Annotated in this window: 13 protein-coding genes, 1 pseudogene and 1 other annotated feature; of the genes and pseudogenes, 11 read left to right on the forward strand and 3 right to left on the reverse strand. The window is 37.5% G+C overall.

The annotated features are described in order from the left end of the window. Positions 1-34: 34 nt before the first annotated feature. On the forward strand, positions 35-613 hold the full coding sequence (locus LY28_RS01900; RefSeq protein ID WP_110460479.1) for a lytic transglycosylase domain-containing protein: 579 nt from the start codon (positions 35-37) through the stop codon (positions 611-613). 51 nt (positions 614-664) lie between these two features. After that, positions 665-1,006 (forward strand): hypothetical protein, encoded by a 342-nt coding sequence (locus tag LY28_RS01905; protein WP_110460480.1) that lies wholly within the window; start codon positions 665-667, stop codon positions 1,004-1,006. 116 nt (positions 1,007-1,122) lie between these two features. Here LY28_RS01905 and aroF read toward each other — a convergent pair whose 3' ends face one another. The 3 genes from aroF to LY28_RS01920 form a co-directional block, all read right to left on the reverse strand. After that, complete coding sequence (gene aroF / locus LY28_RS01910; protein WP_110460481.1) at positions 1,123-2,136, reverse strand: 3-deoxy-7-phosphoheptulonate synthase; 1,014 nt, start codon at positions 2,134-2,136, stop codon at positions 1,123-1,125. A gap of 126 nt (positions 2,137-2,262) precedes the next feature. Beyond that, positions 2,263-2,514: a binding site (T-box leader), on the reverse strand. A 77-nt stretch (positions 2,515-2,591) separates the two neighbouring features. Further along, entirely contained in the window at positions 2,592-3,338 is a 747-nt protein-coding gene (locus LY28_RS01915; protein ID WP_110460482.1) for a type 1 glutamine amidotransferase, read from the reverse strand. After that, positions 3,338-4,741 carry a Mur ligase family protein gene (locus LY28_RS01920; protein WP_110460640.1) on the reverse strand — a complete coding sequence of 468 codons (1,404 nt, stop codon included), beginning with the start codon at positions 4,739-4,741 and terminating at the stop codon, positions 3,338-3,340. Before LY28_RS01920 ends, LY28_RS01915 begins: the two co-directional genes overlap by 1 nt. Before the next feature lie 348 nt (positions 4,742-5,089). Between LY28_RS01920 and murA the strand changes: the two are divergent. The 9 genes and pseudogenes from murA to nrdR all read left to right on the forward strand — a co-directional run. Continuing rightward, a pseudogene (gene murA / locus LY28_RS01925) lies at positions 5,090-6,013 on the forward strand (UDP-N-acetylglucosamine 1-carboxyvinyltransferase); the annotation flags it as partial. An 8-nt stretch (positions 6,014-6,021) separates the two neighbouring features. Further along, complete coding sequence (locus tag LY28_RS01930; RefSeq protein ID WP_110460484.1) at positions 6,022-6,858, forward strand: cell division protein FtsQ/DivIB; 837 nt, start codon at positions 6,022-6,024, stop codon at positions 6,856-6,858. A 121-nt stretch (positions 6,859-6,979) separates the two neighbouring features. Further along, positions 6,980-7,342: a small basic family protein gene (locus LY28_RS01935; protein WP_110460485.1), complete on the forward strand. Its 363-nt coding sequence runs from the start codon at positions 6,980-6,982 to the stop codon at positions 7,340-7,342. Positions 7,343-7,387: 45 nt separating this feature from the next. After that, positions 7,388-8,623 carry a cell division protein FtsA gene (ftsA, locus tag LY28_RS01940; protein ID WP_110460486.1) on the forward strand — a complete coding sequence of 412 codons (1,236 nt, stop codon included), beginning with the start codon at positions 7,388-7,390 and terminating at the stop codon, positions 8,621-8,623. 145 nt (positions 8,624-8,768) lie between these two features. Next, the gene (ftsZ, locus tag LY28_RS01945) at positions 8,769-9,896 is read left to right on the forward strand and encodes a cell division protein FtsZ (protein ID WP_110460487.1); all 1,128 of its coding nucleotides are present in this window, start codon (positions 8,769-8,771) and stop codon (positions 9,894-9,896) included. A 721-nt stretch (positions 9,897-10,617) separates the two neighbouring features. After that, a complete protein-coding gene (spoIIGA, locus tag LY28_RS01950) occupies positions 10,618-11,517 on the forward strand; it encodes a sigma-E processing peptidase SpoIIGA (protein ID WP_110460488.1) in 900 nt (299 codons plus the stop codon). Between the two features lie 40 nt (positions 11,518-11,557). Then, the gene (gene sigE / locus LY28_RS01955) at positions 11,558-12,289 is read left to right on the forward strand and encodes an RNA polymerase sporulation sigma factor SigE (RefSeq protein ID WP_110460489.1); all 732 of its coding nucleotides are present in this window, start codon (positions 11,558-11,560) and stop codon (positions 12,287-12,289) included. Positions 12,290-12,424: 135 nt separating this feature from the next. Further along, positions 12,425-13,198 (forward strand): RNA polymerase sporulation sigma factor SigG, encoded by a 774-nt coding sequence (sigG, locus tag LY28_RS01960; protein WP_110460490.1) that lies wholly within the window; start codon positions 12,425-12,427, stop codon positions 13,196-13,198. Positions 13,199-13,403: 205 nt separating this feature from the next. Then, positions 13,404-13,874 carry a transcriptional regulator NrdR gene (gene nrdR, locus LY28_RS01965; RefSeq protein WP_110460491.1) on the forward strand — a complete coding sequence of 157 codons (471 nt, stop codon included), beginning with the start codon at positions 13,404-13,406 and terminating at the stop codon, positions 13,872-13,874. Positions 13,875-14,255 lie beyond the last annotated feature (381 nt).

Below are 14,255 nucleotides of genomic sequence, written 5' to 3' on the forward strand. Positions count from 1 at the left end.
CAAAATCTGAAATTATTGGGCCAGAGGTGATTTTTTGAAGAGAAAGAGCAGGAGCAGGTACAAAGGACTATTGATTTTTTTAGTTTTTATATTGGCAGTTGTTTTTGCAGTTAATTCAATAGGATATATTCTGAAATATATGTATCCTATAAAGTATTCACAGTATGTTGAAAGGTATTCTGATGAATACGGACTGGATAGAAATCTTGTATATTCGATTATTAAGGCAGAGAGTGGGTTTAATCCCAATGCGGTGTCTGTAAGAAATGCAAAAGGCTTGATGCAGATAATGGACAGTACGGGAGAGTGGGCGGCAGAAAAAATGAATATTGAAAATTTTGAAAGCGGTATGCTGCTGGAGCCGGAGACTAATATAAGAATAGGCTGCTGGTATATTGCAAGGCTGCTTAACCAATATGACAGCAATGTTGAGCTTGCGCTTACCGCATACAATGCGGGCAGCGGAAACGTATCAAAGTGGCTGAAAAATACTGATATCAGCAGTAATGGGAAAACCTTGGACAGGATACCCTTTGAAGAAACTGAGAATTATGTGAAAAAGATTAAAAGATATAATTATGTATATAAAAAGCTTTACGATGGACAAAAATAGTGATATTTTATAAATGTGGATTATTTCACTTTTTTACGAGGAGGAGAAGAAATGAGTTCAGTGCTTTTCGAAAGGGATTTGCTGTATCCTACAGACAATGTAATTGAGCCTGGAATTATACATGTAAAGATATTAAATCCGGACAACCTTAAAATGCCTGTAGTTGTTGAGACAAAGTCAAATCATTCGGCTGTTGAAAACGTAAATGCAGTTTTAGACGTACTGCAAAAGGATATTTTTGACAGGATTAATATTAAAATATATGATAATACCTCGGTGTACATTCTTCTAAATGCCTTGGATAAGGCTAAATACGGAGATGTAAAATATATTAAGGTTGTTTTCAACGGTGTACAGGATTTTTCGCTGGAGCCTTTTGATGAGGGACTGTAGAATGCCTTGTAGTTCTGATGCCTTGGCTTAGATACATAAACACCCTACTTCGTGATATTTTCACTTATGAAGTAAGGTGTTTTTTTGATACTCTGTTTCGTGAGCTTTAGCAAAACTTAAATAGTTCTTTGAACAGATTGAGCGACCAGCCTTAATTCATCCATTAATGTACCGAATCTTTCGGGCCTTAGTGATTGGGGACCATCGCACAAAGCGGTGGGAGGGTTAAGATGAACTTCAATTATCAAGCCGTCAGCGCCTGTTGCCACAGCACCCTTTGCAAGCGCAGGAACATATTTCCAATTACCTGTTGCATGACTTGGATCAACAATAACAGGAAGATGGGAAACTTCTTTTATTACGGGAACGGCACTTAAATCAAGAGTATTTCTTGTCATTGTTTCAAAGGTACGTATACCTCTTTCACAGAGTATAACATTCTGGTTTCCCTCAGCGATTATATACTCAGCTGCCATAAGCCATTCTTCGATTGTTGCCGACAAACCCCTTTTCAGAAGAACAGGCTTATTTGTCATGCCTACCTCGCTCAGAAGCCGGAAATTCTGCATATTTCTTGCACCTATCTGGAATATATCCGTATACTTGTTTACAAGCTCAACATCTCTTGTGTCGACTACTTCTGTAACTAGCTTAAGTCCTGTGGCTTCACGTCCGGCAACCATTATTTTAAGGCCGTCTTCTTCAAGTCCCTGAAAGGCATACGGTGAGCTTCGAGGCTTGAACGCACCTCCTCGAAGTATCTTCGCTCCGCTGCGCTTAACACTTTCGGCTGTTGAGATGAAATCCTTTTCATTCTCAATAGCGCAAGGCCCTGCCATTACAACAATTTCTTTCCCTCCGATTTTGACATCCCCTAAATCAATTATTGTTGGTGCCTGCTGCAGCTCGTTGCTTGCCAGCTTATATGGCTTCATAATTGGTACTAAGGTTTCGACACCCTGCATTTGTGAAACGGCATGAATATTCAGAAGCCGTTTATCACCTATTGCGCCTATTACAGTTTTTACATCCCCATATATGGGATGAGTCTTAAATCCGAGTTCGATTAACTTATTTTCAACACTTTGAATATCTTGCTTTGTTGCAGCTTGTTTCATTACTATAATCATATTTTATTACCTCCTCAAATTTATGCTTGGTTTCTTCTGCCTGATTTCTATTGAGCGAGCCTCTGTGAAGGAAAATATACGGATAAATATCCTTTTTATGGTACAAAAAAGTCCTCATCCCTAAAAACTAGGGACGAAGACTTGTATCCACGCGTTACCACCCAAATTGGTTAAAACCCACTCATGCATGTACAGGAATCATATAAATAATCCGATACACTCTTTCTATAACGGGAAAGCCCCGGTACGACCTACAAAAAAAGTTTCAGCCAACTGTTCGTGGGAGAACTTCAAGTATACTATCCTGCAATGCTTCCATCATTTCATTGCTCGCTGTGAAGACTCATATAATTTACTTTTCCCATTCATCACATTTTTAAATAAATATTATATTACTTAGTATACTAACATGTTATTACAAAATAAGTCAATACTTTTTTTATAACAGAAATCATTTATTTTAAAATTCTTTGTATAACACTAGCTCTTGCCGCATTTTCAAATGTATCGTCAAGTATATTCAAAGCACTGAAAGTATCGTATTTTTGCTTCAATGCAAGAGTGAGCAGATGGTCTGTCAGCAAGGGGTTTTTTGGAAGAAGGCTTCCGTGGGAATATGAACAGTAGACATTGTTATATACGGCGCCTTCATAGCCGTCAGTTCCATTATTGCCATTGCCGTACAGAACCTTGCCAAGGGGACGGATATCACTTCCCAGATAGGTTCTGCCGGAGTGATTTTCAAAGCCCGCTATTTTGAGAGGTTTTCCTTCATCACTTATTATATCGCTCTCAAAGACTATATTTCCAATCATTCTTTCCTTGCCGCCCACAGTCCATAAGTCGAGAGCATCCAGAAACTCAATTTCTTTGCCGTCCCAAGTCTTATAGTATTTCCCCATGAGCTGGAAACCGCCGCAAATACACAAAAAAACCTTCATGTTATTGATTGCATTTTTAATTTCAGAGCCTTTTTGCTCAAGAACATCCTTTTGAATAATTTCCTGCTCGTAATCCTGCCCGCCGCCCAAAAATACAATATCAAAGGCAGATGCATCAAAGCTGTCACCAATGGTTATATTTTGTATGGCTACATTTATGCCGTGCCACTGGGCACGTCTTTGCAAGGCTAACATATTGCCTCTGTCTCCGTAAGTATTCAAGAGATCAGGGTATAGATGACAAATATTCAAATCAAGCATTATTTCCAGAACTCCTTCAGATTGAATTTTTTCTTCAAAATACCACGGATTTCAAGCATTGCGGTATATGTGGGAAGTATATAGTAACAGCCTCCTGACCGGGTTCCTTTCAAGCCCTCGTCAATAAGCATATTGTAATCCTTTATGATTTTGATTTTAGAGGTATCAAGACCGCTGTATTTAAGACGCACAGCCATATCTTCCCCTCTTATGCCGGAGGTAACCAGTCTGTCAATATTGTCCGCAACACTATTCAGCTGTTCAAAATCAACATCCCACAGCCATGAAATATCAGTGCCGTCAGCTAAGTTGTCATTAATTATAAAGGAAATATTTAACGGCTGCTTGTCAAGTGCTAAAAAGCTGAGAACCTGATTGAAACCGGTAGGATTTTTAACCAGTATCAGCTTGACGGTTTTGTCCCCGACATTTATTGATTCCATTCTTCCAAAACCGGATTCAAAGGATTGAAGGGCTTCAGATATGGTATCGGCACTGTATTTCAATGTAAGACCTAATGCTGCTGCTGCCATTGCATTATAGACATTGTACAAGCCGGGGAGGTTTATCCTTGTAACAAACTCTTTTTTCTCCTGCAATAAAGAGGAAGTGCATGTCCACTTAACAGTTGTAAAGCTGCTTCCGGCTTCCTGTATTTCTGTACATTCCAAATCGGCAGCCGGTCTCTTATAGCCGCAGCCTGTGCAGTAAAAGCTTCCAAGATGACCATATATATGATTTGAATATTCATATTTGCTTTTGCAGAAAATACAGAACATAGCATCGGAATTAACATTTTCAGAATTTCCCTGATATGCCTCGCAGCTTATGCCGTAATAAAAAACCGGTTTTGAAGTGCCTTCACCCAGAGAAGCGCACATTGAATCATCTGCATTCAGTATTAAAGCCGTATTTTCAGCTGTATGCTCAAGACCGGATTTTACCGCATTCAGCGTGGAATAAAGTTCGCCGTATCTGTCCAGCTGATCCCTGAAAAAGTTTGTAACAACTACCGCTTTTGGTGTAATATGCTTTGTCACCTGATTGAAGGCAGCTTCATCACTCTCAATCAGTGCAACCTTATGTCTTGGCTTACCGCCGGGGGAAACTGCCTGAATAAATAAGGTCGTTATTCCGCTCAGCAGATTGGCGCCTGACTTATTGGTTATGTAGTTTATATTGTTATTTTTCAGGATTTCTTCGATAATTCTGGTTGTTGTGGTCTTTCCGTTTGTACCGGTAACCATTATAATCTCAAAGTCTTTTGCAATTGATTCAAGAATACCCGGATATATTTTTAATGCTATTTTGCCGGGAAGGGTAGTGCCTCCTCTTCTTAAAAGGTGCAATGTAAAAATAGTAAATTTTGATATAATAATAGATATAGCTTTTCGTAATTTCATAATTATGTCCATGCTCTGCTTTTGTGGTACCAAATTTTATTTCAGTACGGCATGAATCTGCTCCTCCTTTTATATAAACATAAGCGATGACGGATTTACAACTGTAAAAGTTGAATTAATTATATTAAAACATTATATCACATAAAATTTTCAAAAATACGGTTTATTCTTAATTTTATACTACTTTTTTGTGCTTTGGCTCCGGCTGTATAAAATACTATATTTAATAATTATTGACATTAATAAAACCAAATATCACAATTGATGGGCAATATAATCTTGTGATATAATTATTAGGGTTAGCTTTAAAGCTGATATTAATATTGTAAAAGCGCCAGTAACGTAACACATCCGGGGGGCTGTGAAATAGGCCCAAGACCGATAGATTTACATTTGAAAGCACTTAGAAGCCTTGGCGCAAAAATAAATGACACCAATGGCGGGTACATAAGCTGTGAGACTGAAGGGCTAAAGGGGAGTGAGATATATCTTGACTATCCGAGCGTCGGAGCGACTGAAAACGCTATGATAGCTGCGGTATATGCTCAAGGTGATACCATTATAAGAAATGCGGCAAAGGAACCTGAAATAATAGATTTGCAGAATTTTTTGCAAAAAATAGGTGCGAAGGTTACGGGGGCAGGCTCAAGTGTTATCAGAATAAAGGGATATGACAAAAAGCTTACAAAAGTTGAGCACACAGTCATTTCTGACAGGATAATAACGGGAACCTATATGGTGGCCGCGGCAATAACAGGCGGTAATGTTATCCTCAAAGACATTACTCCGGAGCACATTATTTCAATTGCATCGGTTTTAAGAGATGCGGGATGTCAGATAAATATAAAGCGTAATGATATTCAAGTGATTGCGGGAACAAAGATGGATGCAATTGAAGTTATCAGAACTTTGCCGTATCCGGGCTTCCCGACTGATATGCAGGCTCAGATGATGGCATTGCTGACCTTGTGCAAGGGCACAAGCATTATTATCGAGACAATCTTTGAAAGCAGATACAAGCATGTTGACGAGCTTCTAAAAATGGGAGCCAATATAAGAATAGACGGGCGTATGGCTGTTATTAAAGGTGTAAACCGCTTAAACGGTGCACAGGTTGTTGCAAGGGATTTACGCGGAGGTGCTGCTTTGATTCTGGCAGGGCTGGCTGCTCATGGTGAAACTGTTATTACCGGTATAGAGCATATTGACAGGGGTTACTATAAGGTGGAAGAAAAGCTGTCTGAAATAGGGGCAGATATTATAAGGAACTGAGTATACAAATGACAAAAACTTCAAAAAAGACAGTTTACAGGAAAACAAAAGATGGTAAAAAGCGGAGGGCCGTAGTCAGAAGAATTAGAAAATTAATTTCTTTAATTGTTCTTATAGTTGTTGCTGTTATTTTTGCGCGCTCATCTTTTTTCATAGTAGATGAGATTAAGGTATCCGGCAGTGCAAAATATTCGCCAAAGGATATAATTGCCGGTACAGGACTTGTAACAGGGCAAAATATATTTAAAATGTTAGGGGAAAAACCAAGGAATTTATTTTCCTTTCGATTTATTGACAGGGAACAAAGTGTTTATCAGTCCATGCCATATGTCAAATCAGTAAGTGTCAGACCTTCCTTGCCTAAAGCTATAAAAATTAGAATTCAGGAAAGAACTCCTTTCGCAATTCTTGAAGCTCAGGGGACAAGCATGCTTATTGACAGCGAGGGTTATGCTCTGGAGGCTGTAAAGAATTCCGAATTAAAAAAGAAATATTTTAAAATAATAGGTACATCGGTGGATAGCTTTAATTTGGGACAAGCGGTAAAATTTAAAGGTGAATCTCCTTTAAGTATATTAACAGATTTTTGTGACAAACTTTTAAAAAGTGATAAAAATTCAAAATTAAAATTATATGAGAAGATTACATCGGTTAAGGTAACCGATATCAATTGTATCACTGCCAGATTCGAAGACAGAATTAATGTTGAATTTGGAGATTATGAAAACCTTGATTACAACATTAACTTTTTCAGAAAGCTGTATACGGATAATATTACTAAGCAGCAAAAGGGCACGTTCTTTTTTAAAGCAGGCAGTGATGCATATTTTGAGCCGGAAGATTAGCGTTTGATAAAAGCTTTCCGCATCGGCATAAAGTCAATTACGGTTCAAGCCCTTGTACGATATTAGTTGACTTTTTTGGTACGGCTGCGGAGCTTATTTTGATAAGAAAGGAATGTTTTTTATGATACCCATTTTAGGTTTGATTGCAGGAATTTTGATAGGTATGTTTATTCCGATTACTATTCCGTCGGAGTATTTTACATACGTCGCGGTTGCAATTCTTGCCGCTCTTGATTCTGTGTTCGGAGGTTTGGTTGCTACAATCAACAAGAAGTTTGAAATGAGAATTTTTCTTTCCGGATTTTTCGGCAATGCTCTTTTGGCTGCAATATTGGCTTATATAGGAGATAAACTGGGGCTTCAGATTTATCTTGCTGCTATTTTTGCTTTCGGCAACAGATTGTTCTTAAACTTTGCATTAATTAGAAGATTTGTATTGAATAAGTTCTTTAAAAAAGATAATATAGTTAAGGAAGAAATATAAGTGCTTTTGAAGGGGATTTGGTTAGAAAATTAAGGGGGCAGTTTTGTGTCTGATATCATAGTAGGAATTGATATAGGTACTTCAAAAGTAAGTACTGTGATAGGTATGGTTGACAGTGAAGGCGAAGTTCAGGTTTTGGGTAAGGGCATAGCTACTTGTACCGGTATTAAGAAGGGAATAATTATAGATATTGATGCCACTTCGGCTTCTATACGAAGTTCTGTCAGGAGTGCGGAAGCTCAGTCTGATATCAAGGTTATTTCGGCATATGTAAGCATTTCCGGGTTACATGTTAATATCATTAATCATAAAAACTTTACCAGCATATCTAATGATAATAAGGAAATTGCAAAAACCGATGTACAGAAGCTTATTTATTCTGCCGGAACGATAGCCATACCGGATGATAGTGAGATTATTGATGTTGTACCCAGTCAGTTTATTGTTGACGGCTACGATGGAATACTTGATCCTGTGGGTATGAAGGGTTCTGTTCTTGAAGGCGATTTTGATGTGGTAGTCGGGAAAATAATATCAGTGCAAAATATAATAAGAAGTGTGGAAAAAGCAGGCATAAAGGTTGATGGGCTTGTAGCAGAAGGCTTTGCAGCCGGAGAATGTATTCTTATGCCTGATGAAAAGGATATTGGTGTTATTTTTGTTGATATCGGCGGAGGCACGACAGAGGTAAGTGTATTTAAAAATGAAAGGCTGATAATGAATCAATGTATTCCGGTGGGGGGAGATCATATTTCTAATGACTTGTCCATCGCCCTGAAGATGTCTTATGCTGAATCTGAAAGAATAAAGAAGCAGTATCAGCTTGCAGCTACAAGCTTGATTAAAAATGATCAGGAAATAGCCGTAAATGATATAAGCGAAAGCTTCAAAAAAACCATAATGGTATCTGATGCGATTGAGGTTATAGAGGCAAGAGTATGTGAGATATTCAGCCTTTGCTGTGATATGGTTGACGAAAGGTGTCCCGGAAACTATGGTGCCGGTGTTGTGCTGTCCGGTAACGGTATTTCATTATTGGACGGAGCTGCTCAGCTGGCCGCTGAAATTTTTCAGCTGCCTGTCAGATTTGCCGCACCAAAAAATAAGGATATAGCAGCTCTTGAATATTGTACTGCCGCAGGGATAGTTAAATATATAGTCAAGCAGGAGAAGGATGCCAGTACAATAAGTAAAAAAAGTATTCCGGGCACTGAGAAAAAGGTTAAAGAAAAGGGCTTTTTAAAAAAACTGTTTAATTCTCTTAGGGATTTATTTTTTTAGGCAATAAAATCTAAACTTGCCTAATTTAAATTTATAATATATATTATTAGTATGTATTTTTGTAATCTTTTGAAGATTATTTAAAGCGATAATATTACAATGTTTACAATAAAGTCTAATTACCAAAGCTAAAGGGGGATTTACTTTGCTAGATTTTGAAATTGATATGGATCATTTTGCCCAGATAAAGGTTGTCGGCTGCGGCGGCGGAGGAAACAATGCGGTTAACCGAATGATAGATGCTGGACTAAGAGGTGTTGATTTCATTGCTATAAATACAGATAAACAGGCTTTATTTTTGTCAAAAGCCAATACAAAGATTCAAATAGGCGATAAGCTTACAAAGGGTCTTGGTGCAGGGGCAAATCCTGAAATCGGGGAGAAGGCTGCTAATGAAAGTAAGGATGAAATCACTCAGGCTATAAAAGGTGCTGATATGGTCTTTGTAACTGCGGGCATGGGCGGTGGAACAGGAACCGGAGCGGCTCCGGTTGTTGCTCAGATTGCCAGAGAGATGGGAATTCTGACAGTTGCTGTTGTAACCAAGCCTTTTATATTTGAGAGCAGAACACGTATGCAGCATGCGGAAAGAGGTATTGAGAACCTGAAAAATACTGTGGATTCACTTGTTACCATTCCAAATGACAGATTGCTGCAGGTGGTAGAAAAACGCACCACTATGGTTGAAGCCTTTAAGATGGCGGATGATGTATTGCGCCAAGGTGTTCAGGGTATATCTGATTTGATAGCTGTTCCCGGCTTGGTAAATCTGGACTTTGCTGATGTTAAAACAATAATGCTGAGCTCAGGTCTGGCACATATGGGTGTAGGCAGAGCATCAGGAGAAAACAGAGCTGAGGATGCGGCAAAGCTTGCAATTTCCAGTCCTCTTTTGGAAACTTCAATTGAAGGTGCCAGAAGGGTTTTGGTTAATATTACCGGCGGACCGGATATGGGATTGTTTGAGGTGAATACTGCTGCGGAATTGGTGCAGAAATCAGCTGATCCTGAGGCAAATATTATATTTGGTGCAGTTATTGATGATACAATGAAGGATGAGCTGATGATAACTGTTATAGCTACCGGTTTTGAAAGCGGGCCTATATTGAAGAAGTTTGACAAACCTGCTGAAAAACCCAAACAGGTTCCGGCTTCTGCAGTTGAGGAAAGGAAGTATGCGGCAGAGGTTACTGAGAGAAGTAATTCAAATGTTGTTTCTTCTGATAATGAACTGGATATCCCCACTTTTTTAAGGCGTAACAGGTTCAAATAGGTATTTTATAGTACCTTTGCAATATTGACAAGACAGCGTTTTATTTTATAGCAGGATAAAAAACATAAAAACAGGCAGGGACTAATGAAGACTTTTAAAAGCTTTATTTAGTCCCTTTTTTATTAGTACAAAATATACCCTTTTAAAAGGCTATAAGTGCGAAAAAAGATATTGATTTTAAAAAGCTTGTGCTTGAAGCTATAAGTTTAAGCGGTTTAGTCATATGCAAAGCTATTTTGTCATTCGATATTTCTTTTTCTACATTTCATTTTGACAAACTTCTGTCAGCTCCATGAGTATAATCTAGGTATAGCACAGCAGGCTTAATTAAGGCAATGCAAAAAGAATGCTATTACCAAGCATAAAATTACTAAAGCCTGAATAATAGTAATGTATAGCAATCAGAGCTGTGTACAATCTATTTTTACTGAAGCAATTACGGTTCAAGACTTAGGGGTGATATCTATATCGTTTTTCAGGTGAATTAAGCTTTCTAGCTGGCTGCTTTTGCCAGGCGTGGGTTTTAATTTGTTCTTTGACTTTAGGTGGCTTCAGCCAAGAAATCAAAAAATGCAGCTATAAAAAAGATGCGTACCTCCACAAGGGTAAAATTATTATATTATGCTGTAACTGGATGTGGAGGTTAGCCTAAAACCAAACTATCGGCCGGTATAATCGGTTTTCCAGCCGATAGGAATTGACTATTTGCGGGGTATGTACAGTGGAAGTTTATTGGGATGTTTTAGTTCTGGAAAATTTTGTAATCAACTATCTTATACTGCTTGTAACAGCAAAATTTATGCGTTTAAGGGTGAGCACCTTAAGGCTGTTGACCGGAGCAATTGTCGGAGCGCTTTATGTTGGATTTATTATATTGCAGCCTGATTTAAGAGTTTATTATACAACTATAGCTAAAATATTGTTATCAATTTTTATAATTGCCATAACGTTTTCTCCTCGTAGAATTATACAATTTATCAGAACATTAGCTATATTCTATATATCAACCTTTATTTTTGCAGGGGCTGCGTTTGCCTTTTTGTTTTTCAACGAGCAGGGTGGCTTTGTAAGAAATGGCATTGCATATGTTTATGGACAATCTCAATGGCGGATGATGGTTTTTTCCTTAATAACAGTCGGAATTATTATAAAGATATTCTGGGAGGTTATACAGAGCAGACTTATAAAGGAAAAGCTGCTGGTACCTGTTAAGATATCCTTTGACAACAGGGTGATTGATTTGTCTGCATTAATAGATACCGGAAATTCCTTAAAGGATCCTCTTACAAATATACCTGTAATGGTGGTTGAATTTAATGCGTTGCAGGAGCTGCTGCCTCAGGAGATTAAAGGTATATTTGCCGGTGCTCAGGAAAACGATTTGAACTATGTTACAACTATAATATCAAAGTCCAAATGGTTTTCTAGGTTCAGATTGATACCATTTTGCTCATTGGGAAAGGAGAATGGCATGCTGATAGGCTTCAAACCTGATTTTATTGAAATCGGAGAAGTAGAGGACAGAAGGGATATAAAAAATGTAATCGTGGGAATATATAACAGATCCCTGTCAAGCAATGAGGAGTACAAGGCTCTGCTTGGTCCGGAGCTTGTAGCTTAGCAATTAAATTACATCGATACTCGAAGGGAGAACAGGAAAAATGAAAATTTTAGTTAAGATAAAGATGTTTATACTTATCAAGTATGAGAATTTTTTGAGGAAATACAAACTAGGAGGTTTTTTTCCGGTTCACTACATAGGAGGCAGTGAAGCATTGCCACCGCCATTGACACTGGATGAAGAGGCCTATTTGCTGCACAAGCTTGAGCAGAGTGATTATGCTGTTAAAAGCATTCTGATTGAGAGAAATCTAAGATTGGTGGTTTATATCGCAAGAAAATTTGAAAATACCGGCATAGGGGTTGAAGACTTGGTCTCAATAGGAACGATTGGTCTGATTAAGGCCATAAATACCTTTAATCCCTCAAAAAATATCAAGCTTGCCACATATGCATCAAGATGCATTGAAAATGAAATACTAATGTATTTAAGGAGAAATAACAGAGTAAAGGCTGAAATTTCAATTGATGAGCCTTTGAATATCGACTGGGACGGAAACGAATTACTTTTATCTGATATATTAGGTACCGAAAACGATCTCATTCACAGAAGCCTTGAAGAAGAAGTGGATAAGGAATTACTGAATATAGCAATGAAAAAACTGTCTTCAAGAGAAAAAAGAATAATGGAGCTGCGTTTTGGCCTTTCTAACGAGGTTGAAAAAACTCAGAAGGAGGTTGCAGACATGCTGGGGATATCACAATCATACATATCAAGATTGGAAAAAAGAATAATAAGCAGGCTGAAAAAGGAAATCAGCAGAATGACCTGAATTTCCTGCATGTGCTTAAAATAAAGGTTTGTCAAGGTACCAGGCAAAAATATTTTGATTGATTTAACCGTATAAAATAAACCTTCAGGGCAATAATGATATTGACATACTTATTATAGCTCGGGAGGTTTTTATATGCTTATAAATAAAGTTGAAATTTGTGGTGTTAATACTTCAAAACTTCCTGTTTTGACAAATGAACAGAAAAAAGTCTTGTTTGAAAGAATGCACAAGGGAGATAATTCTGCAAGGGATGAATTTATAAAGGGTAATCTTCGTCTTGTGCTGAGCGTTATTCAGAGATTTAATAATAGAGGAGAATATGTAGATGATTTGTTTCAGGTAGGATGCATTGGATTAATTAAAGCGATAGATAATTTTGACGTATCCCACAATGTAAAATTTTCTACCTATGCGGTACCGATGATAATCGGTGAAATCAGAAGATATCTTAGAGACAATAATTCCATAAGAGTCAGCCGTTCCTTGAGAGATATTGCATATAAAGCATTACAGGCAAAAGAAAGACTGACTACAAAAAATTCAAAAGAGCCTACAATTGCCCAATTGGCAGAGGAGCTGCAGCTGCCCAAGGAGGATGTGGTTTTTGCTTTAGATGCCATTCAGGATCCTATCTCTCTTTTTGAATCAGTGTATCACGATGGCGGTGATGCTATTTTTGTAATGGATCAGGTTAAGGATGAAAAGAACATTGATGAAAACTGGCTTGAGACAATAACTTTAAAAGAAGCTATGAGGAAATTAAATGACAGGGAGAAACTTATTCTCAATCTAAGGTTTTTTGACGGACGAACACAGATGGAGGTTGCCGATGAAATAGGAATTTCACAGGCTCAGGTTTCAAGACTGGAAAAAACCGCACTTATGCACATGAAAAAATATATATAGCGGACTTCAAGGAATAAAAAATATTTAAACCAGTATGCTCCTTTGTTCAACAGACAGTAATGCAACTATCTGCTGAGCAGGAGCATTATTTTTAGTGAATATTTTTAATATTGTATACAAAATTTATTATATAAGGTAAAATGAACATAATAAAATTTATCCTGTGTCTATAATTCAATGGCTTCAGGAAAGTGTGGAGGTTACAATGAAGTGTCCATTTTGCGGTTTTATCGAGGACAAGGTTATAGATTCCAGACCGACGGATGAGGGCTCTGCTATCAGAAGAAGGAGAGAGTGTACAAAGTGCTTGAAAAGATTTACTACATATGAAAAGGTTGAAAGCCTGCCGTTGATGGTAATAAAAAAGGATAGGTCGAGACAGCCTTTTGACAGGGAAAAGATTATGAATGGACTGCTGAGGGCATGTGAAAAAAGGCCTATATCCATAAATGACCTCGAAAAAGTGGTGGAAAGCATTGAAACGCAGCTGCATAATTCTCTCCAAAGAGAAATAACCACGGAATATATCGGTGAAATGGTAATGACGAAGCTGAAGAATATGGACGAAGTTGCTTATGTCAGATTTGCTTCTGTTTACAGGCAGTTTAAAGATATAAATACCTTTATGGATGAACTGAAAAATTTATTAAGAGATGATAAAAAAGACAAGGATTAATTATTTAAGCTAAATACGTATGGTTTTAAAGCCTTCCTGATTGTATAAGTCAGACGGGCTTTTTTGCGTATTAATTTACTGCCCTGTTTTTACATTAAAAAAGTGATGCTTTTTGATTGGCTGTATGTTATAATTTAAATGGTCTTAAATTCTAATGTAACATTTCTATAATTTCTATTCAAAAGTGTAAAATTTATTAATAATGATTTATTATAAGCAGGAGGACCATTTTTTATTAAATATTCCGGCTTATCCGCTAAAGTCCCCTAAAGTCAAAACAAATTCAAACCCAAGCTGCGTTCAAAATTAGCTTAAAAGCTTAATCATGTTTAAAGCCAGACTGAAAAAATAATTCTGCTAAAAACAATATAATATCGGTAA

Origin of the sequence: Ruminiclostridium sufflavum DSM 19573, assembly GCF_003208175.1 — a bacterium.
Taxonomy (GTDB): domain Bacteria; phylum Bacillota; class Clostridia; order Acetivibrionales; family DSM-1351; genus Ruminiclostridium; species Ruminiclostridium sufflavum.